This is a genomic window from Streptomyces sp. cg36, assembly GCF_041080675.1.
Taxonomy (GTDB): domain Bacteria; phylum Actinomycetota; class Actinomycetes; order Streptomycetales; family Streptomycetaceae; genus Streptomyces.
Genome location: NZ_CP163520.1, coordinates 8,023,501 through 8,050,370 on the forward strand (window position 1 = coordinate 8,023,501; position 26,870 = coordinate 8,050,370).

Below are 26,870 nucleotides of genomic sequence, written 5' to 3' on the forward strand. Positions count from 1 at the left end.
TCCCCTGCCGGGCCCCCCACTCGTGGGATCCGGCGGCGCTGCCGCGCTGCCTAGAGTCGACAGCGGTGCCAGGGGCACGGCGCTCTGGCGGCGGGCCGGGTAAACCCCCCGCGTCGGGCCGCAGCCCGCACCGTGGCGGCCGTACAGGCCGATGCCGTCGCATCGGCCTGTACGGCCGCGCCCCGCCCCCCTGTCCGGTGTGCGGGTGAACAGATCCGCCCGTGCGCCGGCCCCGCCGCGCGCGGACAGTGAAAGTGAGCGCAACCCATGAGGATCCCCGAGATCACACCTGCCCGCCGCCCCACGCCCGCCAACACCCATGCGCGGGTGCGGTGATGACGGGCCTCGGCTCGGCGCGTGCGCGTCTGCTGGTCCTGGTGTGCTGCCTGGCGGTGCTCATGGTCGGCCTCGACAGCACGGCGCTCAACGTCGCACTGCCCGCCATGCAGAGGCAGTTGCACACCTCCGTCTCCGGCATGCAGTGGGTGGTCGACGCCTACAACCTCGTGGTGGCCGCGTTGATCCTGCTCACCGGGTCGACCGGGGACCGCGTCGGTCGGCGCCGGGTCTTCATGGCCGGTGCTGCCCTGTTCGCCGTCGGATCCACGCTGTGCGCGCTGGCGTCGAGCCTGGAGTGCCTGGTGGGGTTCCGGGTGATCCAGGCGCTAGGCGGAGTGATGATCGCCCCCGCCTCCCTCTCCCTGATCACCCATGCCTTCCCGGACCAGGCCGTGCGCAGCCGGGCGATCGGTATCTGGAGCGCCGCGTTCGGCACCGGCCTCGCCCTCGGTCCGATCATCGGCGGCGCACTGGTGGCCAGTGCGGGGTGGCGTTCGATCTTCTGGATCAACGTGCCGGTCGCGGCGCTGGCCGTGGTGCTCTCCCACCGTTTCGTCGCCGAGTCGCGCGCGGCGCGGGCCCGGCGCGCCGACCCGGTGGCACAGCTGCTGGTCATCGTCCTGCTGGGCAGTGTGAGCTACGGGGTCATCGAGGCCCCGCGCAACGGCTGGACCTCGGGCCTGATCGTGGGCTGTCTCGCGGTCGCCGTCGCGGCGCTGGCCGCGCTCGTCGTATGGGAGCGCCGCAGGGACGAGCCGCTGGTGGAGACGCGGTTCTTCCGCAGCGTCCCGTTCAGCGGATCCGTGGTGGTCTCGCTGGCGTCGTTCGCCGCGCTCGGCGGATTCCTGTTCGTGAACACGCTCTACTTGCAGGACGTGCGGGGCATGAGCGCCCTGGCGGCGGGGCTGTGGATGCTGCCGATGGCGGCGATGACGGTGGTGTGCGCGCCGCTGGCGGGCCGGCTCGCGGGCCGGTCCGGGCCGCGGGTCCCCGTGGTCCTGTCCGGCGCCGCGATGGCTCTGAGCGGTCTGCTGCTCGCTGTCTGCCACGCCGAGTCGTCGGGGGTGGCGCTGTGCGTGGCGTACGCGCTGTTCGGTGCCTCGATCGGTCTGGTCGACGTGCCCGCTACGGCGCTGGCGGTGGCGGGCATGCCGAGGGAGCAGGCGGGCACCGCCTCCGCCATCACGATGTCGAGTTGCCGCATCGGTGTGGCGCTGGGTGTCGCGGTGTTCGGCTCGGTCCTGGCCGAAGGGCTGCACCGCACGACCGGTCACGCGGCGCGGCCGATGGCGGGCTTCCTGGCCGCGGCGCAGCCGATCTGGTGGCTCGTGGTGGGCTGCGGTCTTGTCGTCGGCCTGCTGGGCGTGCTCGTCAGCGGGGCCTGGGCCACCTCGACGGCCCGCGAGGCCGTGACCGGGCTGAGCCGGACCCCGGCCCTGGAAAACGCCGAGTCGTGACCGCCGGACGAGCGGGGCGCGGGGGTCAGCCGGAGGAGGTCATGTCGGCGTAGGCCACGATGTTGTCGCTGTATCCGTCCGCGCCACGGGTGCCCCCGCAGGTGACCAGCCGCAGCTGCGGCCCGCCCGACCCGCCGTACACCTCGTCGGCCGGGAAGCGGGACTTGGGATACTGACGCACCTCGCCCACGGTGAAGTGGACGGTGGAGCCGTCGGCGCGCGCCACGTCGACGCGGTCGCCGGGCCGCAGCCGCCCCACGTCGAAGAACGCGCCCTTGCCGTACACACCGACCGTGGAGTGCCCCAGCAGTACGGAGGCGCCGTCCTGCCCCGGCGTCGGTGAACCGCGGTACCAGCCGACGGGGGCGTCGCGTTCGATCGGAGGCACCTGCACCGTGCCGTCGCCCTCCAGACCGAGGGGGACCACCGGTGCCGAAAGGCCGAAGCGGGGGATGTCCACGCGGACCGGCTCGGAGCGGCCGAGCGGGGCGACGGAGCGGTTCGGGTGCACGGGGGCCGTGGTGGTGGGTGCGGTGGGCCGGGGCGGTGTGTCGGCGTCGGAGGGCCCGAACCAGAGGAATCCGATGAGCACCAGCGCGAGACCGGCGAGGAGTATGACGACGTACACCGGTCCCGGGGTGCGTCGAGTGGGGGTCTTGCGGTCGGAACGCATCGTCAGGGCCTCTCTGCCGTAGGTCGCGGTGGTGGACGGCGTTCGCGCAGGACAGCCGGTCGCCGGGGCATTGCTCCACGGCCACCGGGGTGGGAACACGCGGCAATTGGCGCACGCGGTGGGGGAGTTGGCGGACCGCCAGCGGCCATGGCGGCGGGTGCGACGCGGCCGTCACCCGTGCTGACGCACGCTCAGCAGGAGCGGCGCAGCAGGGCACGCCGTTCGGTCGCGCTCATCCCGCCCCACACTCCGGTGGTCTCCTTGTTCCGCAGGGCCCAGGACAGGCACTCGGGCTGGACGGGGCAGGTGAAGCAGATCGCTTTGGCCCGCTCGACCTCGGCCGGGCTGGGCCCGTGGCGGCGGGGTGAGAAGAACACTTCCGGGGCCATGTCCCGGCAGGCCGCCGAGTGCCGCCAGTCCTCGCGGTCGCGGGGTGCGGGGCCGGTCCGCCGCTGGTGGCGTCGCAGGTACTGGAGGACGGCCGGGGCGAGTTGGGTGGTGGTCGCGCGATGCACAGGCGTCTCCTGTTCCGGTGAGGATACGGGCGCCGCGCGTATCCCTTCGGCCCTCGCGGACGCGGACGCGCGGTAGGCCGACACGGTAGGCAGGTGCCCCGGCGCCACGGTTCATCCCGGTGGGGGAGACGGCAGGGGAAGTGGTGTTCCTCTGCCGGACGCCGCCGCCGTTGTCGCGGCCGTCCACCGGCCGCCCCTCTCATCGGGGGACACTCCCGGCCCGCCGGGTCTCCTACGGTTCTGTCACGGCCACGGGACGGACGCGGCCCCCGTGCGCACACGTCTCGGACGTGCGGCCGGACAGACCTGTGCCCGTCACGTGGGCACGCCGACGCGGACGCGAGGTGGAAGACATGAACCTGCATACGGGGAAGGCGAGTTGGCCCCTGGAGACGGCGATGCGCGGCCAGGCCGCGTGGGTCTCCCGGCTGGACCACGCGGACCTGCCTGCGTCAATACGTACACACGCACGCCTGGACGTGCTCGACTGGACGGGTGCGACGCTGCACGGGGCGTCCTCCGGCAGCGCCCGGGGCGTCCGGCGGGCCATCATGGCGGCGGATTCCCAAGGACCCGCGGCCGTTTTCGGCACGGGGCTCGGCGCGCCCGCTCCGGCCGCCGCCTTCGCGAACGCGGTGGCCGCGCAGGCCGACGGTTTCGACGACGCCTACCTGTGGCTGCCCTCGGACGTTCCGGCCGGGCCGGTGGCGTACGCGCCCTGCCATCCCGGCGCCGCGGTGCTGGCCGCGGTGCTGGCCGTGGCCGAGAGCAGGCCGGTGAACGGGCGTGACGTGCTGGTCGCGCACATCGCGGGGGTGGAGACCGCCTGCCGCGTACGACGCCTGCTGGCCGGGCAGCCGCGAGGCTGGGGGCGGCCCCTGCCCTGCGACGGCGCGGAGGCGGCTCTGGGGGCCGCCGCCGGGGTCTCCCGCCTGCTTGGCGCGTCGGGACGGCGTACCGCTGCGGCGCTGGAACTCGCCGCCACTCTGGCAGCAGGCCCGAGCCTGGCCCCGACCACCGCAACCGCGGGTCTGGACGCGGGGCGAGCCGCCTACGGCGGTGTGCTGGCGGCTCTGCTCGCGCGGGACGACGCCTGCGGGGCGAGCGCGACCGTGACGGGCCTCGACGTCGTCACAGGGGAGCACGGCCTACGGGCGGGCATCGGTGGCCGCTGGGAGATGAACGCCCTGGTGATGCGGCCCTTGCCGGTGAGCGAGGTCATCGCGCCGGTGGTGGATGCTGCGTCGGGGCTGGCCCCGGCTGCCGGGGAGGCGGACCGGGTCCGGGCGATCGAGATCGAACTGCCGGGGCGGGTTCTCGGTCTCTGCGACGTGCGCGAACCGCGCGACCCCTCGCAGGCGCGGTGCAGTGTCCGCCGTCTAGTCGCGATGGCGCTGCTCGGCGACGACCTGTACGAGCGCGGTGCCCTCGCCCCGGCCCGCTACGGCCGACCCCAGGTGACCGCGCTGTGCTCCAGGACGCTGGTGCGGGCCCGCCGGGACCTGGTCCCGGGCTCGGGCGTGGTCCGGGTGTGCGGAGCGGACGGCTCGGTGCGGAGTGTGGCGGCCGGGCTCGGAGCGTCGGCGCAGGGCGGTGGCGGGGTGCGCGACCGCGTGGTGGCGAAGTTCGAGAGGCTGGCGCGCCCGGTGCTCGGCGACGACACCACCGCTTCGGCCATCGAGGCGGCCGACGGCCTGAACACCCCGGACGGCCTGGGTGAGCTGCTGTGGGTGCTCAACCAGCCGCTGGCCCTGGACGGAACCGCACCCGCTCCGGATGGGGGCCCCGCGCAACGGTGCACGGTGCGGCCGGCCCGCCGGGAGCCCGTCGTACGGGATCGGTGAAGAGGGCCGGGCCGTGACCGGCCGGAGGGCGACAGCCGCCCGCCCGAGCCGTGTCCCGACGGCGGACGGGCGCAGCCCTGCTGCGCGGTGCTCGCGAGCGGATTGCCGCGCAGGAAGGACACCGAGGCGGGCTGAGGTCAGTTGCCGGGTGCGGGGGGCTGCTGGGCCAGGCCCAGTGCCACCGAGACGAGCCCGAGATGGCTGAACGCCTGGGGAAAGTTGCCCAGTTGGCGGCGGGCGACGGGGTCGTACTCCTCGGCGAGGAGGCCGACGTCGTTGCGCAGCGCGAGCAGCCGCTCGAACAGCTCGTGTGCCTCGTCGGGGCGGCCGGTCAGGCGCAGTGCGTCGGCCAGCCAGAAGGAGCAGATCAGGAACGTGCCCTCGCCTCCGGGCAGGCCGTCCACACTGCCGCCCTCGGTGGTGTAGCGGCGCATGAGCCCGTCGGAGGCGAGCGCGGCGCGCACGGCGTCCACGGTCCCCACGGCCCGGGGATCATCGGCGGGCAGGAATCCGCTGCGGACGACCAGCAGGGTCGCGGCGTCGAGCTCCATGGAGCCGTACGACTGGGTGAACGTGTTGCGTACCGGGTCGTAGCCGTGTTCGCACACGTCCTGGTGCACCTGCTCGCGCATGCCTCGCCAGCGCTCGGGGTCGCCGTCGAGGTCGGGGTGGGCCTCCAGGGTCCGCACCGCACGGTCGGCGGCCAGCCAGGCCATGACCTTGGAGTGGACGAAGTGGCGGCGCGGGCCGCGGATCTCCCAGATGCCCTCGTCGGGCTCGCGCCAGTGCGATTCGATGAACTCCAGCATGTTGAGCTGGAGCTCCCAGGCGTGGCGTTCCGCCGGGATTCCGAAAGTGCGCGCCACATAGAGGGAGTTGAGGACTTCGCCGTACACGTCCAGTTGGAACTGGTCGACCGCTGCGTTGCCGACCCGTACCGGGCGCGAGCCGAAATGCCCGTCCAGCCAGGGGAGTTCCATCTCGGGCAGTCGGCGCTCACCGGCCAGGCCGTACATGATCTGCAGGTCCTCGGGATCGCCCGCGGTGGCGCGCAGCAGCCAGTCGCGCCAACGTGCCGCCTCGTCCACGTACCCCGTCCTGAGCAGGGCGCCGAGGGTGAGGGTGGCGTCGCGCAGCCAGCAGTAGCGGTAGTCCCAGTTGCGCACCCCGCCGATCTCCTCGGGCAGCGAGGTGGTGGGGGCCGCGACGATGCCACCGGTGGGTTTGTAGATGAGGGCCTTGAGGGTGATGAGGGAGCGGACGACCGCTTCCCGGTACGGGCCGGTGTACTGGCAGCGGGCCGCCCATTTGCGCCAGCCCTCCAGCGTGCGGGTGAGCGCCTGTTCGGGATCCGGCTGCGGCGGGCGTGGCAGGTGGGAGGGGTGCCAGGTGAAGACGAAGCTGACGCGCTCGCCCGCCGACACGCGGAAGGAGGAGCGGATGGCGCGCTGGTCGTGTGCGGTGGGGGCGGCGGGCTCGGAGCGCAGCCACATGGAGTCGGGGCCGGCGATCGCGACGTGTTCGTCCTCGACGGCGCGCACCCACGGCACGACGCGGCCGTAGTCGAAGCGCAGACGCAGGACGGACTCCATCTCCAACTCGCCGCTGACGCCTTCCACGATCCGCACGACATCGGTCGCCTCGCCGTACAGCGGCATGAAATCGAGGACCTCGACGGAGCCGGTGGGGGTGTCCCACCGGGTGCGCAGGACCAGGCTGTCCTCGGCGTAACCGCGCCCGGTGCAGACACCGTCGGGTCCGGCGGCCACGGGGGCGATGCGCCAGTGGCCGTCGTCCTCGTCGCCGAGCAGGGACGAGAAGCACGAAGCGGAGTCGAAGCGCGGCAGGCACAGCCAGGCGATCGAGCCGTTGGTGCCGACCAGGGCGGCGGTGCGGAGGTCGCCGATGAGGGCGTAGTCCTCGATCCGCAAGGGGGAGGGCGCCATGTACGCATCCTTGGAGGTGTGTTCCGAGCGGTAGGGGGTGACCCGGTGGTGGTGGGGGAATCGGGCCGGACGGGCGCGGTGGGCTCTCTCGGAACATGGCCGTGTGCCGTTCATTGTGGAAGAGGAACCCCCGTGCCGCCACCGACGCGGGCTTCGGCATCCGCCCTGGTGAGCGAGTTGCGGCAGAGGACGGGTTGGTTACGGTGAGGGCGTGGTCCTTCTCCTCCGCGCCCTTCGTGGCCGCGGGAACGGTGGTGCCGGGGGACGGCTTGGCCCTGGCCCGGGTGGAGGTGCGTGAGTGGTGGCTTCACCCCTTCGGTGGATCTGGAGCAGGAAGGAAGGCCCGCAGGCGGTGCGGCGGGCCGTATGGGTGGTGCTCGCGGGCGGCGGTGTGTTCTACACGCTGCTGTACGGGTTCCATCAGCCCGTGATGGGCCTGTACGCGATGTTCGGCGCCCTCCCGATGATCATGTTCGCGCATCTGTCCGGCCCGGCCGCCCGGCGGGGTCGCACCATGGTTCTGACGCTGCCCGCGGCCTGGGTGATGGTCACGGCGGGCACGCTGCTCGCGGTGAACGACTGGGCCGCCGCGGGCGGCCTGCTCGTGCTGAGCTTCCTCGTCGCGTTCCTCGGTGTGCTCGGGCCGCGCCAGGCCGCGCTCGCCGCCGCGCTCCAGCTCTACTACGTACTGCCGTGCTTCCCGCCGTACGAGCCGCACCAGCTGTGGCAGAGACTGGCCGGTATCACTCTGGGCGTGCTGGCCGCCGTCGTCGTGGACCAGGTGCTGTGGCGTGAGTCCGCGCCCACCGGCTACCGCGGGCTCCTGGCGGACGCGGCCGATGCGGTGGCCGACTACACGCGGATCGTCGCCCGCCTGCTGGCGGGACAGGAGCCGGCTGCGTCGGCCGAGGAGGCGTGCGCCGAGGCCCGCGCGCGTGCCGGGAACGCGCTGGCCACCACATGGATGTCGCGTGTGTCGCCCACCTCGCGTCCGCTCTCGGCGTCGATGGAGGACCGGGCGCTCAACCACTGCCGGGCCGCGATCCGCCACACCCGCAACCAACTGGACGGCGTCGTCGTCGACAGTGGCACCCCCGATGCCGCGTCGGCGCGGCTGCTGCTCCAGGCCGAGGCGACGCTGCGCCAGGCGGCCGACGAGGTGCGCTCGCGGCGCACGGCAGCGGAGCGCTCGGACCTCGCCGACGCGCACCGGACCTTCGAAGCCGAGCGCGCCGGCGGGCTGCTCGCCGCCTCTCCCCAACTGCTGCGTCAGCAGGCCCTGGTGCGCGGCGTCGCACAGGCCGCGCAGGTCGCCGAGGAGACCGCGCGGCTGATGAACGGGGTGCGCCCGCAGTCGGGGCAGTACGCGGCCGACGGGCCGTTCGGCTATGCGTCGGTCTCGGCGGCGGTTTGGTCGTGGCGGCGGCTGGTGCTGCACATGACACCGCGGTCCGTGCTGTTCCAGAACGGTGTGCGCATGGGGCTTGCGCTGGGAGCCGCCCGGGTGCTGGCCGGCGTCGTGGACATCCCCCACGGCTTCTGGGTCCTGCTGGCCACGCTCAGCATGATGCGTACCTCGGCCGCCGACACCCGGGCGGGCCTGGGACCCGCCTTCCTGGGAACCGTCGCGGGAGCGGCCGTGTCCACCGTCATGCTGATGGTGGTGGGAGACACCCCCGGGTTCTACATCGGGGTGGCTCCCGTGCTGATGCTGGTCGGATTCACCGTCGGGCCCCTCCTGGGGGGCGCGTGGATGCAGGCGGTCCTCACCGTGGTCCTGATGGTGTTGTTCGTCCAGGTGCTGTCCGTGGACACCGAACTGCCCGCGGTGCGGGTACTGACCGTGGTCGTCGGAGGTCTGATCGGCGCGGGCGCGGCGCTGCTGGCGTGGCCCAAGGGTGCGGCGGGGCAGCTCAAGCGGGACGTGGCGCATTCTCTGCGACTGGCGGGTGAAGCGGTTCCGCGCGTCACTGACCTGGTGAGCGGCGGCAGCGCGCGGGGGTCGGAACAGGTGGGAGAGCGGGACGACCCGCTGGGCGCGGTACGGGGTGAACTGTTCCTCGCCCACACGACGTTCCTGCAGTTCCGCACCGAGAGCACCCGCGGTGACCTGCCCGCCGTGGAGGCTCCCTGGGAGGCGTACATGCTGCCCGGCTACCAAGTGGTGGGCGGGGGAAGCCTGTTGGTCGTGCGCGCCGCCGACGCGCACCGCGAGCTGCCCGCCGCGGCGTCCGAGGCGCTGACCGAACTCGCCGGGCGCGCGGCGGCCGAGTGCCGTGCGTCGGCCGCCTTGCTCCGTCGCGGGGCGTTCGTGGACGGTGCCGGGCCCGGGCGCCACGACCCGTTCCCCGCCGATGCGTCACCCGTGCTGCGGCTGGTGGCCGAGGACGGTGCGGGCATGGGGACGCGGGACGTCCTGCTGATGGTCGACACCGAGTCGTGGCTGACGGGAGTGGCCCGCGACGCACGCCGTGCCCGGCAGCCCAAGGCGACGGCCGAGGGAGCCACCCACGGCTGACTCCGGTGGTCCGTCCGGGGGACGGGGGCCCGCACCGGTGGAACCCCCCATCGGGGGACATAGGGCGAAGCGCGTTCTTCCTACCTTCGTGGAGAGGCGATCCGGCCTCGTACTCCAGGAAGGAGGCATGTCATGCCTTTCGAGACGGTCACCAGGATCGAGCGGGTCGTCGTCGGTGTCGACGGGTCGGAAGCGAGCCGGGCCGCCCTGCGGCAGGCGGCGGCCGAAGCCCGGTGTCACGGGGCCGAGCTCTGCCCGGTGATCGCCTGGACGCCGCCGGGCGGCGAGGCCGCCCATGCCCGCTACCGGCCGCCGGAGGACATCATTCTCCGCTGGACCCGCGCGGCGCGAGCAGAGCTGGACACGACGTGTGAGCGGGTGTTGGGGCGGGAGCCGCAGGGGTTGCACGTCACTCCCCGGGTGATCCGCGGCAGGACCGAGGACGTACTCGTGGCCGTCGCGGCCCGCGAGACGGATGTCCTCGTGATGGGAGCGGGCAGCCATGGCCGCGTCCACCGATTCCTGTTCGGTTCGGCCAGCCGGTCGAGCCTGAAGCGGGCCCGCTGCCCGGTCCTGGTCGTGCACCCGGACCACGAGGCCGGTGGCGCCGGGGCAGGCGGTCGTGCCCCGCGCCCGCGGGGTGTCACCGCTTGGCATCGGGGGATCGCCTCGGCCGCGCGATGAAGCGCGTGCGCAGCGGCGAGCGGCCCGCTACCGCAAGGTACGGGCCGTCCGCCGCTGCGCTGGGCTGTTTCAGCCTTGCTGGCCGGTGGCCGCCAGGACGATTTCACGGATGGTCACCTGCGGGGGCTGCCCATAGGCGTGCGCGATGGCCCCGGCCACGACGGCCGCGTCGAGGGCGCCTCCGGCGGCCTCCTTCCACTCCTGGTAGTCGGCCTTGATCCGCTCGCTGCTGGTGTGCGAGAGCAGTTCGGTCTCCACCGCCCCGGGTGCGATCGTCACCACCCGCACACCCGCCCCGGCGACCTCTTCGAGCAGGTTCTCCGACATGGCGTGCACGGCGAACTTGGTGCCCACGTAGGCGGCGTGGTTGGGGAACGTCTTGCGTCCGGCGACGGAGCTGACGTTGATGATCGTCCCCGCGCCGCGCGCGAGCATGCCCGGCAGGACGGCGCGGATGCCGTACAGGACCCCCTTGATGTTGAGGTCGATCATCGGCCCCCACTCCTCGACGGGCTGGTCGACGATCTGCCCCAGCAGCATCAATCCGGCGTTGTTGACGATCGCGTCGGCGGGCCCGTGGACAGCTTCCGCCTCGCGCACGGCCGCCGTGACGGCGTCGAAGTCGGTGACGTCGACACGGCGGCACAAGGTGTCCGGCAGACCCAGCGCCTCCAGCCGTTCCAGGCGCCGGGCGAGCAGCAGGAGCGGGTGGCCCCGGTCGGAGAAGAGCCGGGCGGTTGCGGCGCCGATGCCGGAGCTGGCGCCGGTGATGACGATCAGGGGCTTGGTCATGGCGGTCTCGAATCATTTGTCCGTGGGGATGCGGCCGATGAGCCTGTGCCCAGCAGACCACCGCGCCGGGTACGCGGCCTCCCACCCGGCGGGGAAGGCGGGACGCTCACCCGTTCGGACGAGCGGGTGGTGTTGCGCCGACTGGGCTAAGCCGCTGGGAGCGCGGGCCTCCGGGAGGGCGGGACGCGGAGGAGAGCCGCTGCCGGACGAGCGGGACGTCCTTACCGTGATGCACATGAACGTGCCCATACGTGTCAGTGGAGCCCTCTCGGCCGTCACGCTCATGGCCGTATCGCTCTGTACCGCGCCGCCCAGTGCGACCGCCGCGTCCAGCCAGCCGGACCTGACCCGGTACTACACCCAGAAGATCGGCTGGCACCCCTGTGGCCAGGACCCCGACAGCGAAGTGCGCCAGGAGTCCACCCATGAGCAGCGGGCGTCGGCGGCGGCCCAGGGATCGCCGCACCGCAGGGCGCAGGGGCCGGTCGCGGAGTGCGGCAGCGTGAAGGTCCCGTACACCTACGCCAAGCCCTCCCAGGGGGACATGACGCTGGCGCTGATGCGCTACCGGGCCCGCGACCAGAACAGTCGGCTCGGATCTCTGCTGATCAACTTCGGCGGGCCCGGCGGCTCGGGGCTGGAGGGGCTGGCCGGTTCCGGTCCCGACGGTTTCGGCAAGGCCGGAACGCGCTACGACCTGGTCTCGTTCGACCCCCGCGGGGTCGGCGCCAGCACCCCCGTGCGGTGCGGGGAGGCGGACGAGGTGCCCAAGACGGTGCACGGAGCGGACTCGGCCCCGGAGAACCTGTCCGTCCTCGGGAAATACCTCGCCGAGCAGAAGGCGGCGCTGGCGACCTGCGCGAAGCTGTCCGGCCCGATCCTGCCCTGGGTCGGCACCGTCAACGTCGCCCGCGACCTGGATGTCATGCGGCAGGCGCTCGGTGACGAGAAGCTCAACTATCTGGGGATCTCCTACGGAACGAAGATCGGCGCGGTGTACGCGCACCAGTTCCCCAAGAAGGTCGGGCGGATGGCGCTGGACGGTGTCGACGAGCCGGCCCCGAACATGAAGGACACCAGCCTCGCCCAGGCCACGGGGTACCAGAAGGCGCTGGAGCACTCCATCGAGCAGTGCGCACAGCGCGGCGCCGACTGCCCGCTGGGCACCGACCCCGGCCGGGCGATGACCGGCGTGGTGACGGGGCTGAACCGGCTGGACGAGCATCCGATGAAGCTGCCGGACGGCACCGAGCTGACCCGGGAAGGCGCCCAGAGCGACATCATGGCGCTGCTGCGCTCCCGCGACGAGGTCGACACCCTGCCGGCGATGCTGGCGGTGATCTCCCAGGGCAAGGCCCCCGGGCGCGAGACGGAAGTGGCCGAGGACATCGCCGACGAGGACGAGGGCGCGGAGCGGAACGGCACCTACGACAACTCCTCCGAGGCGTTCGTCGCCGTCAACTGCGCCGACACGTCGGGCCGTTACACGGAGAAGGAGATCGACGACGCCTACCCGGAATTCGTGAAGGCGTCCCCGGTGTTCGGCGGTGAGTTCGTCACCGGGATGGCCACCTGCAACGGCTGGCCCGAGGCCGGTGACGACACCTCGCACGACGTGAGCGCGCCCGGCGCGGCCACCATAGTGATGACCACCGCCCTGTATGACCCGGCCACCCCCCACCCGTGGCTGAAGCAGATGGCCAAGGCGGTGGGCCCCGCCGTCACCATCACCGACAACGGCGCCGGTCACGGCCTCTACGTCGCGACCAAGGCGCTGTGTGTACGCCGCCATTTCGACGCGTTCTTCCTGGAGGGAACGCTTCCCAAGGACGGGACGGTGTGTGACGACAAGGTGTGAGGGCTGATCGTCGTCGGGCGGCTCACCCCACCGGGGCGGGCCGTCCGTGCGAGTGCCCGTTCCCCCGTAGGGCCGTCCGATCGCCGGACGGCCCTACGGGGCGAGCGGGCGAAGGCTGGTTCCATGCGCAATGCTCTGCTCGCCTGGTGTCCCGCTCTCGTGCTGTGCGGGGGTGTGGCGCTGGGAGCTGTGTTCGGGCCCGGCGGGACCTCCCGGGAACCGGCCGCCGTCCCGGCGCCGGTCATGCACGTACGGCCGGGGTTCAGTCGTCCCCCGGGCTCCGCGTCTCATGGGGTGCTGGAGCGGCCGGGGGCGTGGGGCGGGAGGAGGCCGGATCCGCCGAGTGCGCGGGGTCTGCCGACTCCGGGTTCGGCGGCGGGGTGACCTTGGACAGGACCAGGGCGCTGAGCACGACGAGCAGGATGCCCGCCACCTCGGGGATCAGCCACCATCCGGTACGCACGTGCTCGCCGAACACGGTGATGCCCAGGGCGAGGCTGACAGTGGCGTCACCGAGGGTGAGGGCGGGCTGGGAAGCCACGATGGGGCCCGACTCCATCGCGTTGGACAGCAGGAACAGCGCGCAGCCGCCCGAGGCCGCGAACGCGTACGTCTGCCAGGTGGTGAAGAAGGCGGCCGGACCGTGGGCGCTGAAGGCGTCGGCCGCGTCCTTGAGCAGCGCGGCGGTCAGGGCGTAACCGATGGCCGCCGCCAGGCCGAACAGGGCCGCGCGGGCCATCCCCCGGGGCCGTGCGAGCGCCGCCGCGGTGGCCGTGGCCATCAGCCCGCCCGCAGCCACCAGTGTGAGGACCCAGACGAAGGCGCTGGGGCTGTCCGTGCCGGGCACCGGGCGGGCCGCGGTGAGGGCGAGAGCCGTGCCCGCCGCCATGGCGGCTGCGGCCGGGAGGGCGTGGCGGGGCGGGCGGTGGCGGAAGACGGCGGCGCCGATGAGCAGGGCGAAGGGGAGTTCGAGGACGAAGACCGGCTGGACCAGGGCCAGCGAGCCCAGGACCAGCGCCACGGCCTGGCAGGCGCCCGCGCACAGGACGGCGGCGAAACCCCCGAACCAGACCGGGTGGCGCAGCAGGTCGCGGATGAGCCGCCAGCTGAAGGAGTCGGCGTGTGAGACGGAGCGGGCCGAGACGCGCTGGAGGACTGTTCCGAGTGCGTTGCTCAGCGCCGCCAAGACCGCGAACAGCACCGCGAGGAAGGTGTCCATGCCGTGGCTCCCGGGGTGTCGGCCGCACGCCTGGCCCCCTCTGCCCGAGCGGCACTCGCGTTCCCGGCCACGCTAGCCGAGCACGATGGCTCGGGCACGCCGTGCGAGAAGGCCGGGGCAAGAACGCGTGGACCCGCGCGGTGCCCTCCTCCGCCGACCGGGGGAGGGGGACGGTGCCACCGGCCCGCCGCCGGGCGGATACCGCGGATACGCGCGGTCGGAAAGGGTGTGTACATGAATCGACGAAGCAGCGACAGCCTGTCCCGCCGAGGCCGCTCGTGGGCGGCACGTGTGGAGAGTGGTCCCGTGAACGAGCGGGGCGCTGATCCGGCTTTCGCACTCGGTCAGGCGGTGGCGCCCGGGCCCCGAGGGCGTCACTCGCGCCGCGCGGCCTACGGGCGCAGCGAGGAAGACGTGGCCCTGTCGGTGGCGGGTCCGGTCCGCGTGGACGTCTACGAGGTGACGCTCCGCCCGGGCGGGACCACGGGGCCCCATCGCCACAACGGGGAGGTCATCGGGGTCGTCACGGCGGGGGCCCTCACCCACTACGCCCCCGTGCATCCGGGCGGCATACGCGTCTATGCGGCGGGAGAAGTCGTCCGCGAAGGCAGCGGATACCGGCACGAGGGCGTGAACGAGGGCACGGAGGACCTGGTCATGTGGGTCATCTACGTCAGCCCGCGGGGACTGCCGCTCACCGAGGCATGTGACGCCCCTTGACGGCAGTGGCGACTCCCGAGGAGGTGTCCACCCGTCGGGGACCGTTCCCCTGGACGGTTCCTCCGACTGGGGGAGGACGGTGGCATCGCACTATGTCATCATTCAATGACATCACCCGATGACATACTTGAGGAGGACCGCCATGAACGGCACCACCGCGACGGCGCAGCCCGCACCGCATCGGCTTCTGGCGCAGTCCCTGATCTTCATGGGCATGTCGCTCGCCGTCATCAGCAGCCTCGGTGCGCCGCTGATCCCCCAGATCGCCACCAGCTACCACGTCTCGCTCGCCGTCGCGCAGTGGTCACTGACCATCACCCTGCTCGCGGGAGCCATCGCCACCCCGGTCTTCGGCCGCCTCGGCGACGGCCCGCACCGTCGCACCGTCACCTACGTCGCGATCGGCGCCGCGCTCGCCGGATGCGTCCTCGCCGCCCTGCCGCTGGGCTTCACCGAGCTGCTCGTGGGCCGTGCCCTGCAAGGCGTGGGAGTCGCGCTCACCCCCCTGGCCATCGCCACCGCCCGGGACAACCTTCCCGAGGCGCGTGCGAAGAGCACCGTCTCCATGGTGTCGATCGCCACCGCGGCCGGTGTCGGCCTGGGCTACCCGCTCACCGGCCTCATCGCCCAGGGACTCGGCCTGCACGCGGCCTTCTGGTTCGGCGCCCTGATGAGCGCCGGCTCCCTCTTCGCCGCCCGGGCCGTCCTGCCCGCCACCCGCCACCTCACCCACCGCCCGCTGGACAAGACCGGCGCGCTCCTCCTGGGCCTCGGACTCGCCGGGATCCTGGTGGTCCTCTCCGACGGCGGCACGTGGGGCTGGGCCTCCGTGCGCGTGATCCTCCTCGCCGTCCTGTCCGTCCTGGTGCTCGCCATCTGGGTGGTGCACGAGCTGCGCACCCGCCACCCGCTGGTCGACCTGCGGGTCGCCCGCAGCCGCGCCGTCGTCGCCGCCAACGTGATCATCGTGCTGCTCGGCATCGGCCTGTACCTGATGATGTCGCTGGTGACCCGCCTGGCCCAGGCCCCGACCCTGACCGGGTACGGCTTCGGCGCCTCGATAGCCGTCACCGGCCTCGCCCTGCTGCCCTTCTCGGTGACCAGCGTCCTTGCCAACAAGGGCGAAACCGCCCTCGGCCGCCGGATGTCCGCACGCCACGTGCTGATCCTGGCCTGCGGCATCTTCCTCCTCTCCCAGATCTGCTTCGCCCTCGCCCACAGCGCCCTGTGGCACATGTTCCTGGCGATGGGCGTCATGGGACTCGGCGTCGGCTGCGCCTTCGCCGTCATCCCCAACCTGGTGGTCCGCGCCGTCCCGGCGAACGAGACGGGCAGCGCGATCAGCTTCAACCAGGTGCTGCGCTGCGTCGGTTACACCATCGGCAGCGCCCTGAGCGCCACGGTCCTGCAGGCCAGCACGCCCGCCGGGAAGCTGCTGCCGACCTCCGGCGGCTACACCATGGCCTCGCTCGTCGGCATCGCCCTCGCCCTCCTCACGGTCCTGGTGGCAGTGACCCTCGCCCCGCGCCATGCGGCGGCACGGACCGCGGTCACCCACACCGCCCCCGAGGGGACGCCCGTTGGCCGCTAGCGCGCGACGCCCGGAGGCGGCCGACGGCCGATGCGGCCGGAGACCACCGCCGGGCACGCTGATGGTGGCCAAGGGGCAAGGCGCGAAGCAACGAGCGGCAGAGCGCCTCGCCGTCACACGTGCCGCACGCTCGGCCGCCGGGACTGACCGCTGACGGGGCAACGCGCCGCCAAACACCTCATGGGAGGACAGGACGCGATGAAGAACACCACCAAGTTCAAGCAACTGCTGCATTCCCCCGAGATCCTCGTGATCCCCGTAGCCCACGACCCGCTGGGCGCGCGGATCGTCGAGCAGACCGGATTCTCCGCCGTCGGCTGCGCCGGGTACGCGACGTCGGCCGCGCTCCTCGGCGCTCCCGACATCGGGCTTCTGACCCTGACGGAGATGGCGGACGCGGTTGCCCGCATGGCCGACGCCGTGGATCTGCCTGTCTGGGCGGACGGGGACAACGGCCACGGCAACACCATCAACGTCCGCCGCACCGTCCGGCTGATGGAGCGTGCCGGTGCGGCCTCGCTGATGCTGGAGGACCAGGTGAGCCCCAAGCGCTGCGGCCACATGGCGGGCAAGTCCGTCGTCCCGGTCGCCGAGTTCATCAGCAAGATCAAGGCGGCGGTCGACGCGCGGGACGACGAGGACTTCACCATCCTCGCCCGCACGGACGCCCTGGCCGTCGGAGGCGTTTCAGCGGCGGTGGACCGGGCCGCGCGGGCCGTGGAGGCGGGCGCGGACTGGGTGTTCGTCGAGGCGCCCAGGGATCTCGACCAACTGCGCCGCATCCCCCGCCTCTTCGAGGCCCCGACCCTGGCCAACATGATCCCCGGCGGAGCCACCCCGCTACTTCCGGCGGCGGACCTCCAGCAGATGGGCTACGCGGCGGTGGTGTGGCCCACGGCCTTCACGTACACCTACGCCGCCGCGGTCGCCGCAACCGCGAAGGAACTGCGCGGCACCGGCATGGTGATGCCGGACCCGGACACCATGGTCTCCTTCGACGAGTTCAGCGACGTGGTGGGGCTGTCCGGAATCCGCGCGACCGAGAGGCTCGACACAACGGACGAGGGCCGGTCCCAGGACTCCTGAACGCTGCGGAGGGGGCCGCCGATAGGGCGGGTCAGGCCGCGTCAACGGGGGATTCGACTTCGGTGGTGGTGATGGGGTTGCCGATCGAGCGGCACCACCAGTCCTCGGGAAGCCGAGCCGGATAGCGAACCCTGTGCTCGCGGAAAACGGACCCCAGTCGGTCGAGGTCACCGTTCGCGCAGATCTGCCGCAGCATGGGGAACAACGCGTGTTCATCCCGCCAGGCGTGACGTCTGACGCCCAGTTCCAGCGCCCGCAGACGTGCGTCGAAACCGGGTCGGTCCGGAGTGACGGTGGTGACGGCGTCGAGCAGGACCATGAGCTGGGTGTGCTCGTCCGCCTCCTCGTGCGCGAGTTCGTCGCCGTGCGGCAGTCCGTGCAGGGCGGGCAGCAGGAAGCGGCGCTCGGCTATGGCATGACGTTCAAGCTCGGCTGCCGCGTGCCGGAGCAGCCGCTCGTGATGACGGCTATCGGTGGGGGTGCGCCGGATCTCCTCGAAGATCTCAAGAATGCACTGGTGATCCTGAGTCAGTTCGGTGGGCAAGTCGCCGTGTCGCTGGTCCATGAGTCCTCCAAACGCGCCGCCCGTGCGTGCGCGCGCCGACCGAGTCCGAGGGGATGCCCGGCCTCCACGATGAGCGGCGCACGACGCGCTGGGCGGCGATGAGACGCACATGTGCGGATCGGGCAGTCTCCAGACTCACCGGGCTGTCCCGGATTCGGGGTCGGCCGATCGGTTGAGTGGCCGGTCAGCAAGGTCCCCTGAAGGTGTCCGCTGCGGTGATGTCGGCGCAGAGGCAGGCCAGTTGGTGCCAGGCCGTGGCCCGGGGGACCGGACGATCGGGGGACTGTCAATGACTCTGCGGCGCTGCACGATGGTGGTGCGGGTGACAGTGCTTCGGCACTGGCTTCCCCGGCCCGGTGGTTCTCTGCGGCGCACGGGCCGGGGAAGGCGCACCCCCTCGGGCGCGGGCGATGGCCCGCCCGTCGGTGATGCGGGAGGCGAGGGAGATGAGCTGCGACGAACGGCTCAGGCCGCATGTGCTGGGTGCCGCCCGAGCGGCGCTGCCCGCCGCACTGGGGCTCTTCCTCGACCTGCACCGCCACCCGGAACTGTCCGGCAAGGAGCAGCGCACCGCCCGCCTGTTCGCGCACGCTGCCGAAGGCGCGGGGTTCACCACGACCCGGGGTGTCGGCGGACACGGAGTGGTGGCCGTCCTGCGCAATGGCGCGGGGCCCACAGTGCTGGTGCGTACCGAGCTGGACGCCCTGCCCGTCGGGGAGCGGACCGGGCTCGCCTACGCCAGCCGGGTGCGCCAGACGGGCGCTGACGGGCGGCGCGTCGCGGTGATGCACGCCTGCGGCCACGACGCGCACATCGCCGCCGTCATCGGTACGGCCCGCGTGCTCGCCGGGCTCAAGGAACAAGAAGCGTGGCGGGGCACAGTCGTCCTGGTCGCGCAGCCCGCCGAGGAGGCGCTGACGGGTGCGCGCGCCATGCTCGGCGAGGGGCTCTACCGTCATTTTCCCCCTCTCGACGCGGTTCTGGCCCAGCATGTGGTGCCGTTGCCCGCCGGTGTCCTGGCGTACGCCACCGGGCCGGTCACTGCCGCCGGGGCCAAGGCCCGGGTGTACTTCCGGGGTTCTGGCGGACACGCGGTGATGCCGTGGAGGTCGCTGAGCCCACTGGAGGTGGCGGCCCGCACCGTCCTGCGGCTGAGATCCGCGATGCCGCCCCATGTGCTGCTCGGCGTCGGCTCGTTCCGCAGCGGTGACCGGGCGGACGTGTCGCCCGACCGGGCCGTGGTCTCGATCACGGTGCGGACGTTCGACCAGGCGCGGCTCACCGAGGCGCTGGCGGTCGTCGAGAGCGTCGCCCGTGCCGAGAACGCGCGGATGGCCGGCGCCCAGCCCGTCGAAGTCCATGTCGACGCGTCCGCTCCCCTGCTGAGGAACACCCCGGCACTGGAGGCGGAGCTCCGCCAGGCGCACACCGAGGTGTTCGGAGCGGCGCGGGTCACCGCATGCCTTCCTTTCCCGATCCTGGAGGACTTCGCCTGGTACGGGCCGGCCGGTGAATGGCTCCACGGGGGATCGGGCATCAAGGTGTGTTACTGGTTCGTCGGCTGTGCCGGAGCGCCCCCGGGGCGTTCGGCCCCGGCCTCGCCCGCACACCTGGCGCAGTGGCCGCCCAACCACTCCCCGTACTTCATCGTGGCCCCCATGCCCACCCTGCGCACGGCGGTCGGCGCGCTGACCACGGGCGCGCTGAGCGTATTGGCGGGCCCGGGCCGCGAGTGAGGGGCGATACCGATCGGTGGAGGCGGTGTGGCCCGGATGCCCGTCCGATCGACCGACTCCTGGGAGCTCACATCGCGGCGAGAGTGGGGGTGGCCGCTCCAGAGGTGAAGGAGAGCGGACATTACTTCCAGGATCGGCGCACGCTGGATCTGTGCACACAGGGGTCTGCGCGCCGGGGCAGGACGGTTTCCGTGTCGTACAGTCACACCACCCCGAGCTGGGCCGAGTGGATCGCGGCGCGCGCCGCCGTCAAGTGTCACTGCGGTGAACCTCGCGCGGACCGGTGCCGCGCGCTGTGGTGCGCTTCCTGTCCCTGCCACGCGCCCTTGGCGGAGTCGGTGTTCGGCAGCCCCAAGACGCTGTCCGTGGAGATACAGCACCGCCAGGACGGTGCGTGGGCACCCGAGTACTACCTGACGGACATCGCCAGCTTCGTCGGCTCCGAGGAGCTCGGCACGGCGATGCTGCAGGAGTGGGTCGCGCGCGCGGGGACGCAGGAGTACGAGGATTTCCGGGCCGTCGTCGCTGACGGCGTGGGCTGGAAGGTCGTGACGCTTGCACCCGATTCGGCGCGGGGCTGAGGCTGGGGGAGTGTCGGGAAGACGCAAGGGCTGAGTCCAGGTGCCCGGGCCCGGGCACCTGGACTCAGCCCTTGCGTGTCTGCTCCGTGCTGGTGACGAGCGCCTTGAAGTCGGTGTCGCTGATGGCGGTTCGGGGGCCCGAGACGAGATTGAGGAGATGACCGTCCAGGAAGACGGCCGGAGTGCCGGGGCTGCCCGGAAGTTTCGCCTGCTTCCATGCGGTGCTGAGCTGCTTGCCGTTGGCCTCGTCGGTGCCTGCGGCCCAGGGCAGGTAGGTCCCGTCGTTGACGGCCTTGCGCATCAGGGACTGGTCGAGGCCGGGGACCTCGGCCGCGATGGCGAGGAGCTTGCTGGTGTGGGAGAAGTCGTCGTGCGTCTCCTCCGGCTGTTGCCGATAGAGCGCGGCGTGGAGCGCCATGAACTTCTGGGTGCCCTGGTCGAGTGCCTCACCTAGCGCGTTGAGCGCTTGGTGGGAGCCGCTGCCACCGAGGTTGTTGTCGAGGAACGTGGCGATGTGGTAATTGATCTTGTACTTGCCCTCGTCGGCGAGCTGCTGGATCGTCGTGCCCAACGCGCGTTCGACGATGCCGCAGAACGGGCACCGCGGATCTTCGTAGATGTCGAGGTCGTGACGGGCGGCCGGATCGCCGTAGGTGATGACACTTCCGCCCGTGCCCGATGCGTGCCGCGGGACGACCAAGGGCCCCTGGTACGCCGCGCCGCTGTCCCTCTTCGCCCGGGAGGACAAGACTCCCAGGAACACACAGGCGATCACGGCGAGAGTGCCCAGGACGGCGCAGACCGCCATCAGCTGACGCTTCCCACGACGCCTCCTGTCCCGCGCCGCCCGCAGGCGTTCCCGCCCGTTGCTTCCGTGCGGAGGGTCGACTGCTCTCTTTCTGCGTGGCAGACGCCGCATGTCCCGTCCTTTCGTCGACACCGGGACGATGGCTCGTCCGGCCGTCAGGGCCCTTCGTGAGCCACTTCAGGGCCACGGTGCGCCGAGTCCGGTGGGATGGGGTGTCCGCCGACGGGTGGATGCGGCGGATGGCTGGAGTGTGCTGCCCGGCGTCGGCTGCGGACGCGCGAAGGCCGCGTCGCCCCGCGCCCAGCCTCCCCATCAGCCGACGGGGTAGGTACGGGCCGCCAGGGCCCGCGCATCTGGGGAGGGGCAGGCGAAGTACTGCGGGACGAGCGGGCCAGGGCGACCGGATGGGGTATTTCCGCCGTCGATGCGGCGCGCGCGGTTGAACATGCTCCTGCTCATCAGGCTCTTCTGAGTCGTCAGCCGCGAGCCGGTGGAGCTCGTGGGTGCTACGGAAGGCCATTGGGTGAGAAGACAACTCTTGACTGTTGCGTGCGCTGTGCTCACCGGCATGGGGAGCGTGGTGTCCCCTGTCTCGGCGGTGCCGGCGGATGGCCGACCGTTCGGTGGGAGTGCGGCCGCCGCCCAGCGTGACGGGGCGGACACCGCGGCCGTGGACCCGGCCGCGCCGTGGGTGGTGCGCGAGGGCACCATGGCGGTCGGCAGGGCCGACTTCTCCGCACTGTGCGCGGGGGAGCAGGGCAAGGTCGACGAACGCGTCCTGCAGCCCTTCCCCGGTACGCGTGTGGCGGTGGAGGCCGAGACGGTCGAACGGCGGCCCGACGGGATGCTGGTGTGGTCGGGGCACGTGGCAGGCAGCGCGGGCCATCACGCCACTCTTGCCCTGACCGGGGTGTGCGGCAGTGGCCCACTGGGACTCACCGGGCACGTCGACCTGGGGTTGTCGCGCTACGAGTTCACCCCCTCGGAGCCCGGCGTGAGCAAGGTCGTGGAGCTCGACCCCCGAGCCGTGCCGGACTTCGGCAAGGACGCCCACCGCGTACGGCACGCATCGAGCCGAGAGGGACGGAGGGCCGGGGAGTCAGCGCGGCGCGCGCCGAGCGCCCCGCATCCGGTGGTCGATGTGGCCATGGGGTACACCCCGGCCGCCGAGCGGGTGGCCGGTGGCCGCGCGGCGATGCTGGCCCGTATCGCCTCGGCTGAGGCCGACATGAACCAGGCACTGGCCGACAGCGGCGTGCGCACCTTCAAGGTCCGGTTCGGGAACACGTTCCGGCTGGACGACTATGACGGGACGGAGGACGCGGACGACGTCTGGGCCGAGATGTCCGGGAAGCCCGACAGCTATGTGGGCCGGACCGTGCGACGGGTCCGCGAGAAGTCGGGCGCGGACCTGGTGGCCGTGCTGACCGATGTCCCCAAGCCCGCCCGCGGTACGTTCACGGCGGGGGCGGGCAGCTACGTCGACGAACCACGCCCCGGGGACACCGACGACGAAGTGTGGTCGGCGAGCGACATCGCCTCCACCAGCCCGGGCGTGACGCTGTCCCACGAACTCGGACACAACATGGCCCTGACGCACGACGACGTCACCGAGGCGGAGCAGGGCAACCCACCGAACCCGCGCTACCCCTACAACCGCGGCTTCGTCCCGCGCAGCGGCGACGTCCACACGGTGATGGCCTACGAGTCGGCCTGCGAGTACCGCTGCGTACCGATCAACCTCTACTCGACACCGCGCGTGCGGTACGGGGACGATCCGGTCGGCGACGCGATGCACGACGCTGCCCGTGTGCTGCGCCAGACCGGGCCCATCGTGGCGCGGTACCGCACACCGCAGGAGGCGGAAGAGGAGGCCACGCACGAGCTGACTCTGCGGGTCTCCCCGGCCGGTGGCGGTGCGGTGAAGGCCGCCAGGCCCGGCCCGTACACGCCCGGGACGCAGGTGACGGTCACCGCGCAGCCGCGTGCGGGCTACTCCTTCGACCGCTGGCTCCTGGACGGCCGCCCCGCTGGCTCCGCCGCCTCCTACGCGGTGCGCATGGACGGCGATCACACCGTGACGGCGACGTTCAGGCGGGCGCCGCAGACGCGCTACCGGGTCACCGCGGCGGTCTCGCCGACCGGTGCCGGTGCGGTCTCCCTCGTCCCCCGCGCCACCGACTATCCGCGCGGCGCCCAGGTGCGTGCCACGGCGCGACCTGCTGAAGGCCATGAGTTCCAGGAGTGGGAGCTCGATGGTGAACTCGTCTCCACCTCACCCGAGTTCGACCTGGAGGTCGAGCAGGCGCATCGCCTCGTGGCGGTGTTCGCCCGGGCCCGGCACACGCTGACCACCGAGGTGAGGTCCGGGGCCCGCAGCGGTGCCGTGGTGGTCTCCCAGCCGGGACCTTACGCGGAGGGCAGCCACGTCGTGGTGGGGGCCGAGCCCGCTCCCGGCTACAAGCTGGTGCGGTGGAGCCTGGACGACCAGGTGCAGGTGAGCGGCTGGAATCCGCTCACGGTCAGGATGCACGGCAGCTACACCGTGTCGGCGACCTTCGGCTGTGCCTTCCCCTCCCGTGGGTACATCGCGGCGAAGTGGCAGGAGCAGGGCGGAGAGGGCGGGCGACTGGGGTGCCCGGTCGCGGAGGAACACATGGTTGCCGGCGGGCGGGGCTACTTCCAGGACTTCCAGGACGGCCGGTCGATCTACTGGTCGCAGCAGACTGGCGCACACGTACTGGGCGGTCCCATCCGTGACGCGTGGCTCAAGCGAGGCGGTGCGGGTTCGCCTCTGGGATTCCCCGTGGGCGATGAGTTCTCCCCTGCCGCCAACGTGCGTCAGGTCGACTTTCAGGGAGGCCGCATCACCAGGACCGAGGACGGCGACACCGTGACCACGCGAGTGACGTACTACGCCGGCTGACTCGCCCGTACGAGCCGCCCGGGGCCGTGCCCGCGTATGGCGGGGCAAGGAACCGGGCGGCTTTTCGGCAGGCGCGGTGGTCGAGGCGGGCCGGGGGACCTCATGCGTGTGATGTACGGCCGCGCAAGGTCAGACGGCCATGGCATGCGGCTTCCGGGCGCGGGGACGGGTGTACAGACGCCCTTGGACGTCACCCCTGGCCAACCGGCGCAGGGCGGACGGAAGTTCGGTGAAGGGGACTTCCGAGACGGAGGGGGTGAGGGCGCCGCGGGCAATGAGGTCGTAGACCTCGCGCAGTTCGTCCTTGCTGGCGCCGAGCGACCCCGTCAGGTGGATGTTGCGGGTCACCAGGGAGGCGAGGGGGAGGGGAAGTACCGCTTCGCTGAGCCCGACGAGAACGACGCGTCCGCCCTCGCGTACGGCGTTGAGGGCGTGATGGGCGGTCTCTTGGGTCCCGACGAAGTCGAGGACGACGTCCGGCGGATGGGCGCTGAGCGCGCAGGCGTCCGGCCAGCACACGGCGGCACCCGCCTGCTGGGCTGCGGCCCGCGCGTCCGGATTCGGGTCGACGCCGTACACGCGGGCGCCCAAGTGCACGGCCACGTGCACGGCGTTGAGGCCAAGACCGCCGAGCCCGATGACCGCAACCGACTGGCCCGGACGGACCGCCGCAGCCGTCCGCACGGCGTGGTAGGCGGTGACGACGGAGTCGGTGGCCACGGCCGCCTGCGCGAACGACACTCCGTCAGGGATGGGCACCAGCGCTGACGCGCGGACGAGCTGCTTCTCGGCGAACGCGCCGTCGCACCCCACACCCGGCGCGAAGTCCATGGCACCGACCGGGTGGACCATCAACGCGACTCCCACCCGGTCGCCGACCGTGAAGTCCTCGACGTCGGGTCCGAGGGCCGAGATGACCCCGGCGCCCTCATGGCCCAGGGTGAGGGGGGTGGACACGGTCAGGTCACCCAGTTCCATGCCCGCCAGGATGTGCAGGTCGGAATGGCACAGGCCGGCGGCTTCGATGTCCACCACTGCCCAGCCCGGCCCCGGTTCGGGATCCGGTACCGTCTCCAGCCGCAGGGGCTGACCGACGCCCGAGAACCTCATCGCTTTCATCGGTACTCCCGCAGACCTCGGGGCCGGTACCGGTGCTGGTGGCCGCTGGTGTGCCGGTCGGCTTCTCCCGCCTGGGCGACCACTGGGGCGCACGGTATCTCATCGGATACAAGAGGCATGCGGCCATGATCTCCCGGATGCGCGGGAGCCGCACGCGCGGCCCTGCCGTGGACCGTAGCGGGGCCGTGGGCCAGGACCTGCTCGCGTTGGACCGAGCGTGCCGTGATGAGCCCGAAAGGCTGGCAGCGGTGTGTCACCTGCATGAATCTGGCCACCCGACGGGCACGTCACGCGCACGAATGCTCCGATGCCCGCCTTCCTTGCCTCATGACTTCACCTCGTCGCCCTCGACGTGCCCGCCTGCTTTCCCTCTGCGTCGCAGCGCTCACCGCGCTGCCGCTGGCCTCGGCCTCCAGCGTCTCCGCGATGCCCGCCACACGCGGCAGCGCCGCTCCGGCGGGGGAGGGCAGGGAGGTGCTGCGCGAGCGCACGTTCCCCTGGCAGGCCGACCTGTTCGCCGCGCTCTGCAGCCGGGCACCATTCGGAGCCCCTCGCGAGCACACCTTCGTCTTCTTCGACGACGTACGTGTCACCGCCGTCGAAGACGGAGTCGAAGACAACGAGGGCACGCTCACCTGGAGCGGACACGTCAAGGACCGGCCCGACACCAGCGTCATCCTCTCCATGCGCGGTGTGTGTGCCGCCGACCACGCGTACGCGAAGAACACTGCCTCCGTCGAGGTCGTCGCAGACCTGGGAGCCCGGATCTACCGACTGAAGACGCTCGTCGGTCAAACCTCACGCCTGCACGCGACAGAGGAGGACCCCACCCGGCGTCCCCACGCGGGACCCGACGACGAGCTGGGCGCAGTCGGCTCGCCCGCGTCAGCCGTGCGCAGCAATCTCCAAGGCCGCCCCCGGGCCACGTCCGCCGATCCGGTCGTCATCGACGTCATCGCGGGCTATACGCGCCGGGCCGTGGCCGAGGCGGGCGGTGAGCAGCAGGTCGTCAGCACGATCGACTGGGCCGAGCGGAAGATGAACGAGGCGCTCGCCGACAGCAACATCCCCGCCAGCATCGACATCATCGGTACGTACGACACGGGCTACCAGGGGGACAACACCTCGGCGACGCTCCTGAGCAAGCTGCACAACCCCCAGGACCCTCAGCTCGGGGCAAGGGCGGCCAATCTGCGCCAGAAATACGGAGCCGACCTGGTCACGGTCGTCAACAGCATCCCGCCCGGGGAGTCCTCGGGCCAGGGCGACCTTCCCACGAAGGGAGTCTTCAACGCCCGGGACGCCTTCTCCGTGGTCGACTTCCGGTCACTGACCGGCTGGTACAACCTCGGCCACGAGATCGGTCACAACCTCGGGCTGTTCCACGACCGCAGGACCCTGGACTCCCAGGCACCCCGCTCTGTCTGGCAGGGCCTCCTGAACACCCGCTCGGGGACCGGGTGGATCACTCCGCGCGGCAACTTCCACACCCTGATGGCCTATGCGTCCTCGTGCCCCACGAACTGCGTCACGATCAACCAGTACTCCAACACCGAGAACACCGTCGACGGCCAGCCGCTCGGTGACAAGGACAACGACAACGCCGCCCTCGCCCGTCTGTCCACCCCCATCGTGGCCGGCTACCGCACACTGGCGGTGGCCAAGACCCGCTACGCGCTCACCCTGTCAGCGACCGACGGCGGCACCGTGCGCCCCGCCGTCTACGGGCCCTACAAGCCCGGAACCACGGTGAGCGTCACCGCCCGTCCGTACTCCGGATACCGCCTCACCGCCTGGATCTACGACGGAGTCCAGTACGCCCCCTACACCCAGGTCAACTTCCCCATGGACCGCGCCCACACGCTCCGAGGTGTGTTCATGCCTGTCTGACCC

20 protein-coding genes are annotated in these 26,870 nt (G+C 72.0%); 12 read left to right on the forward strand and 8 right to left on the reverse strand.

Annotated features, from left to right (window positions below; translation table 11 throughout):
• The first annotated feature begins 335 nt into the window (after positions 1–335).
• Positions 336–1,796, forward strand: coding sequence for an MFS transporter (locus tag AB5J87_RS35350; RefSeq protein ID WP_369382840.1), 1,461 nt, complete (start codon positions 336–338; stop codon positions 1,794–1,796).
• A gap of 25 nt (positions 1,797–1,821) precedes the next feature.
• On the opposite strand, the gene AB5J87_RS35355 is transcribed toward AB5J87_RS35350, so the two are convergent.
• A complete protein-coding gene (locus AB5J87_RS35355; RefSeq protein ID WP_369382841.1) occupies positions 1,822–2,469 on the reverse strand; it encodes a class F sortase in 648 nt (215 codons plus the stop codon).
• Between the two features lie 191 nt (positions 2,470–2,660).
• Positions 2,661–2,936 carry a WhiB family transcriptional regulator gene (locus AB5J87_RS35360; protein ID WP_369383755.1) on the reverse strand — a complete coding sequence of 92 codons (276 nt, stop codon included), beginning with the start codon at positions 2,934–2,936 and terminating at the stop codon, positions 2,661–2,663.
• 401 nt (positions 2,937–3,337) lie between these two features.
• Here AB5J87_RS35360 and AB5J87_RS35365 point away from each other — a divergent pair, with 401 nt between their 5' ends.
• Positions 3,338–4,828: an MmgE/PrpD family protein gene (locus AB5J87_RS35365; protein ID WP_369382842.1), complete on the forward strand. Its 1,491-nt coding sequence runs from the start codon at positions 3,338–3,340 to the stop codon at positions 4,826–4,828.
• Between the two features lie 137 nt (positions 4,829–4,965).
• Here the strand turns inward: AB5J87_RS35365 and AB5J87_RS35370 are convergent, their stop codons facing one another.
• Entirely contained in the window at positions 4,966–6,774 is a 1,809-nt protein-coding gene (locus tag AB5J87_RS35370) for a glycoside hydrolase family 15 protein (RefSeq protein WP_369382843.1), read from the reverse strand.
• Between the two features lie 301 nt (positions 6,775–7,075).
• Here AB5J87_RS35370 and AB5J87_RS35375 point away from each other — a divergent pair, with 301 nt between their 5' ends.
• Both AB5J87_RS35375 and AB5J87_RS35380 read left to right on the forward strand, forming a co-directional pair.
• Positions 7,076–9,292, forward strand: a complete 2,217-nt coding sequence (locus AB5J87_RS35375; RefSeq protein WP_369382844.1) for an FUSC family protein — start codon at positions 7,076–7,078, stop codon at positions 9,290–9,292.
• Between the two features lie 132 nt (positions 9,293–9,424).
• Positions 9,425–9,976, forward strand: coding sequence for a universal stress protein (locus AB5J87_RS35380; protein ID WP_369382845.1), 552 nt, complete (start codon positions 9,425–9,427; stop codon positions 9,974–9,976).
• A 69-nt stretch (positions 9,977–10,045) separates the two neighbouring features.
• Here AB5J87_RS35380 and AB5J87_RS35385 read toward each other — a convergent pair whose 3' ends face one another.
• Positions 10,046–10,768, reverse strand: a complete 723-nt coding sequence (locus tag AB5J87_RS35385) for an SDR family oxidoreductase (RefSeq protein ID WP_369382846.1) — start codon at positions 10,766–10,768, stop codon at positions 10,046–10,048.
• Between the two features lie 235 nt (positions 10,769–11,003).
• Here AB5J87_RS35385 and AB5J87_RS35390 point away from each other — a divergent pair, with 235 nt between their 5' ends.
• On the forward strand, positions 11,004–12,626 hold the full coding sequence (locus AB5J87_RS35390; protein WP_369382847.1) for an alpha/beta hydrolase: 1,623 nt from the start codon (positions 11,004–11,006) through the stop codon (positions 12,624–12,626).
• 262 nt (positions 12,627–12,888) lie between these two features.
• Here AB5J87_RS35390 and AB5J87_RS35395 read toward each other — a convergent pair whose 3' ends face one another.
• Positions 12,889–13,845, reverse strand: a complete 957-nt coding sequence (locus AB5J87_RS35395; RefSeq protein WP_369382848.1) for a DMT family transporter — start codon at positions 13,843–13,845, stop codon at positions 12,889–12,891.
• Between the two features lie 414 nt (positions 13,846–14,259).
• Between AB5J87_RS35395 and AB5J87_RS35400 the strand changes: the two genes are divergently transcribed.
• The 3 genes from AB5J87_RS35400 to AB5J87_RS35410 all read left to right on the forward strand — a co-directional run bounded on the left by AB5J87_RS35400 (position 14,260) and on the right by AB5J87_RS35410 (position 17,242).
• A complete protein-coding gene (locus AB5J87_RS35400; protein WP_369382849.1) occupies positions 14,260–14,565 on the forward strand; it encodes a cupin domain-containing protein in 306 nt (101 codons plus the stop codon).
• 142 nt (positions 14,566–14,707) lie between these two features.
• Positions 14,708–16,156, forward strand: a complete 1,449-nt coding sequence (locus tag AB5J87_RS35405; RefSeq protein WP_369382850.1) for an MFS transporter — start codon at positions 14,708–14,710, stop codon at positions 16,154–16,156.
• Positions 16,157–16,354: 198 nt separating this feature from the next.
• Positions 16,355–17,242 (forward strand): oxaloacetate decarboxylase, encoded by an 888-nt coding sequence (locus AB5J87_RS35410; RefSeq protein WP_369382851.1) that lies wholly within the window; start codon positions 16,355–16,357, stop codon positions 17,240–17,242.
• Positions 17,243–17,273: 31 nt separating this feature from the next.
• On the opposite strand, the gene AB5J87_RS35415 is transcribed toward AB5J87_RS35410, so the two are convergent.
• Positions 17,274–17,807: a hemerythrin domain-containing protein gene (locus tag AB5J87_RS35415; RefSeq protein ID WP_369382852.1), complete on the reverse strand. Its 534-nt coding sequence runs from the start codon at positions 17,805–17,807 to the stop codon at positions 17,274–17,276.
• A 446-nt stretch (positions 17,808–18,253) separates the two neighbouring features.
• Between AB5J87_RS35415 and AB5J87_RS35420 the strand changes: the two genes are divergently transcribed.
• Both AB5J87_RS35420 and AB5J87_RS35425 read left to right on the forward strand, forming a co-directional pair.
• Positions 18,254–19,543, forward strand: coding sequence for an amidohydrolase (locus AB5J87_RS35420; RefSeq protein ID WP_369382853.1), 1,290 nt, complete (start codon positions 18,254–18,256; stop codon positions 19,541–19,543).
• Positions 19,544–19,734: 191 nt separating this feature from the next.
• Positions 19,735–20,124 (forward strand): hypothetical protein, encoded by a 390-nt coding sequence (locus tag AB5J87_RS35425; RefSeq protein WP_369382854.1) that lies wholly within the window; start codon positions 19,735–19,737, stop codon positions 20,122–20,124.
• A 64-nt stretch (positions 20,125–20,188) separates the two neighbouring features.
• Here AB5J87_RS35425 and AB5J87_RS35430 read toward each other — a convergent pair whose 3' ends face one another.
• The gene (locus AB5J87_RS35430) at positions 20,189–20,932 is read right to left on the reverse strand and encodes a thioredoxin domain-containing protein (RefSeq protein WP_369382855.1); all 744 of its coding nucleotides are present in this window, start codon (positions 20,930–20,932) and stop codon (positions 20,189–20,191) included.
• 580 nt (positions 20,933–21,512) lie between these two features.
• Here AB5J87_RS35430 and AB5J87_RS35435 point away from each other — a divergent pair.
• Positions 21,513–23,858: a hypothetical protein gene (locus tag AB5J87_RS35435; RefSeq protein ID WP_369382856.1), complete on the forward strand. Its 2,346-nt coding sequence runs from the start codon at positions 21,513–21,515 to the stop codon at positions 23,856–23,858.
• Between the two features lie 129 nt (positions 23,859–23,987).
• On the opposite strand, the gene AB5J87_RS35440 is transcribed toward AB5J87_RS35435, so the two are convergent.
• Complete coding sequence (locus tag AB5J87_RS35440) at positions 23,988–24,977, reverse strand: zinc-binding dehydrogenase (RefSeq protein WP_369382857.1); 990 nt, start codon at positions 24,975–24,977, stop codon at positions 23,988–23,990.
• Positions 24,978–25,403: 426 nt separating this feature from the next.
• Here AB5J87_RS35440 and AB5J87_RS35445 point away from each other — a divergent pair, with 426 nt between their 5' ends.
• Positions 25,404–26,867 (forward strand): M12 family metallo-peptidase, encoded by a 1,464-nt coding sequence (locus tag AB5J87_RS35445; RefSeq protein ID WP_369382858.1) that lies wholly within the window; start codon positions 25,404–25,406, stop codon positions 26,865–26,867.
• Positions 26,868–26,870: the final 3 nt, after the last annotated feature.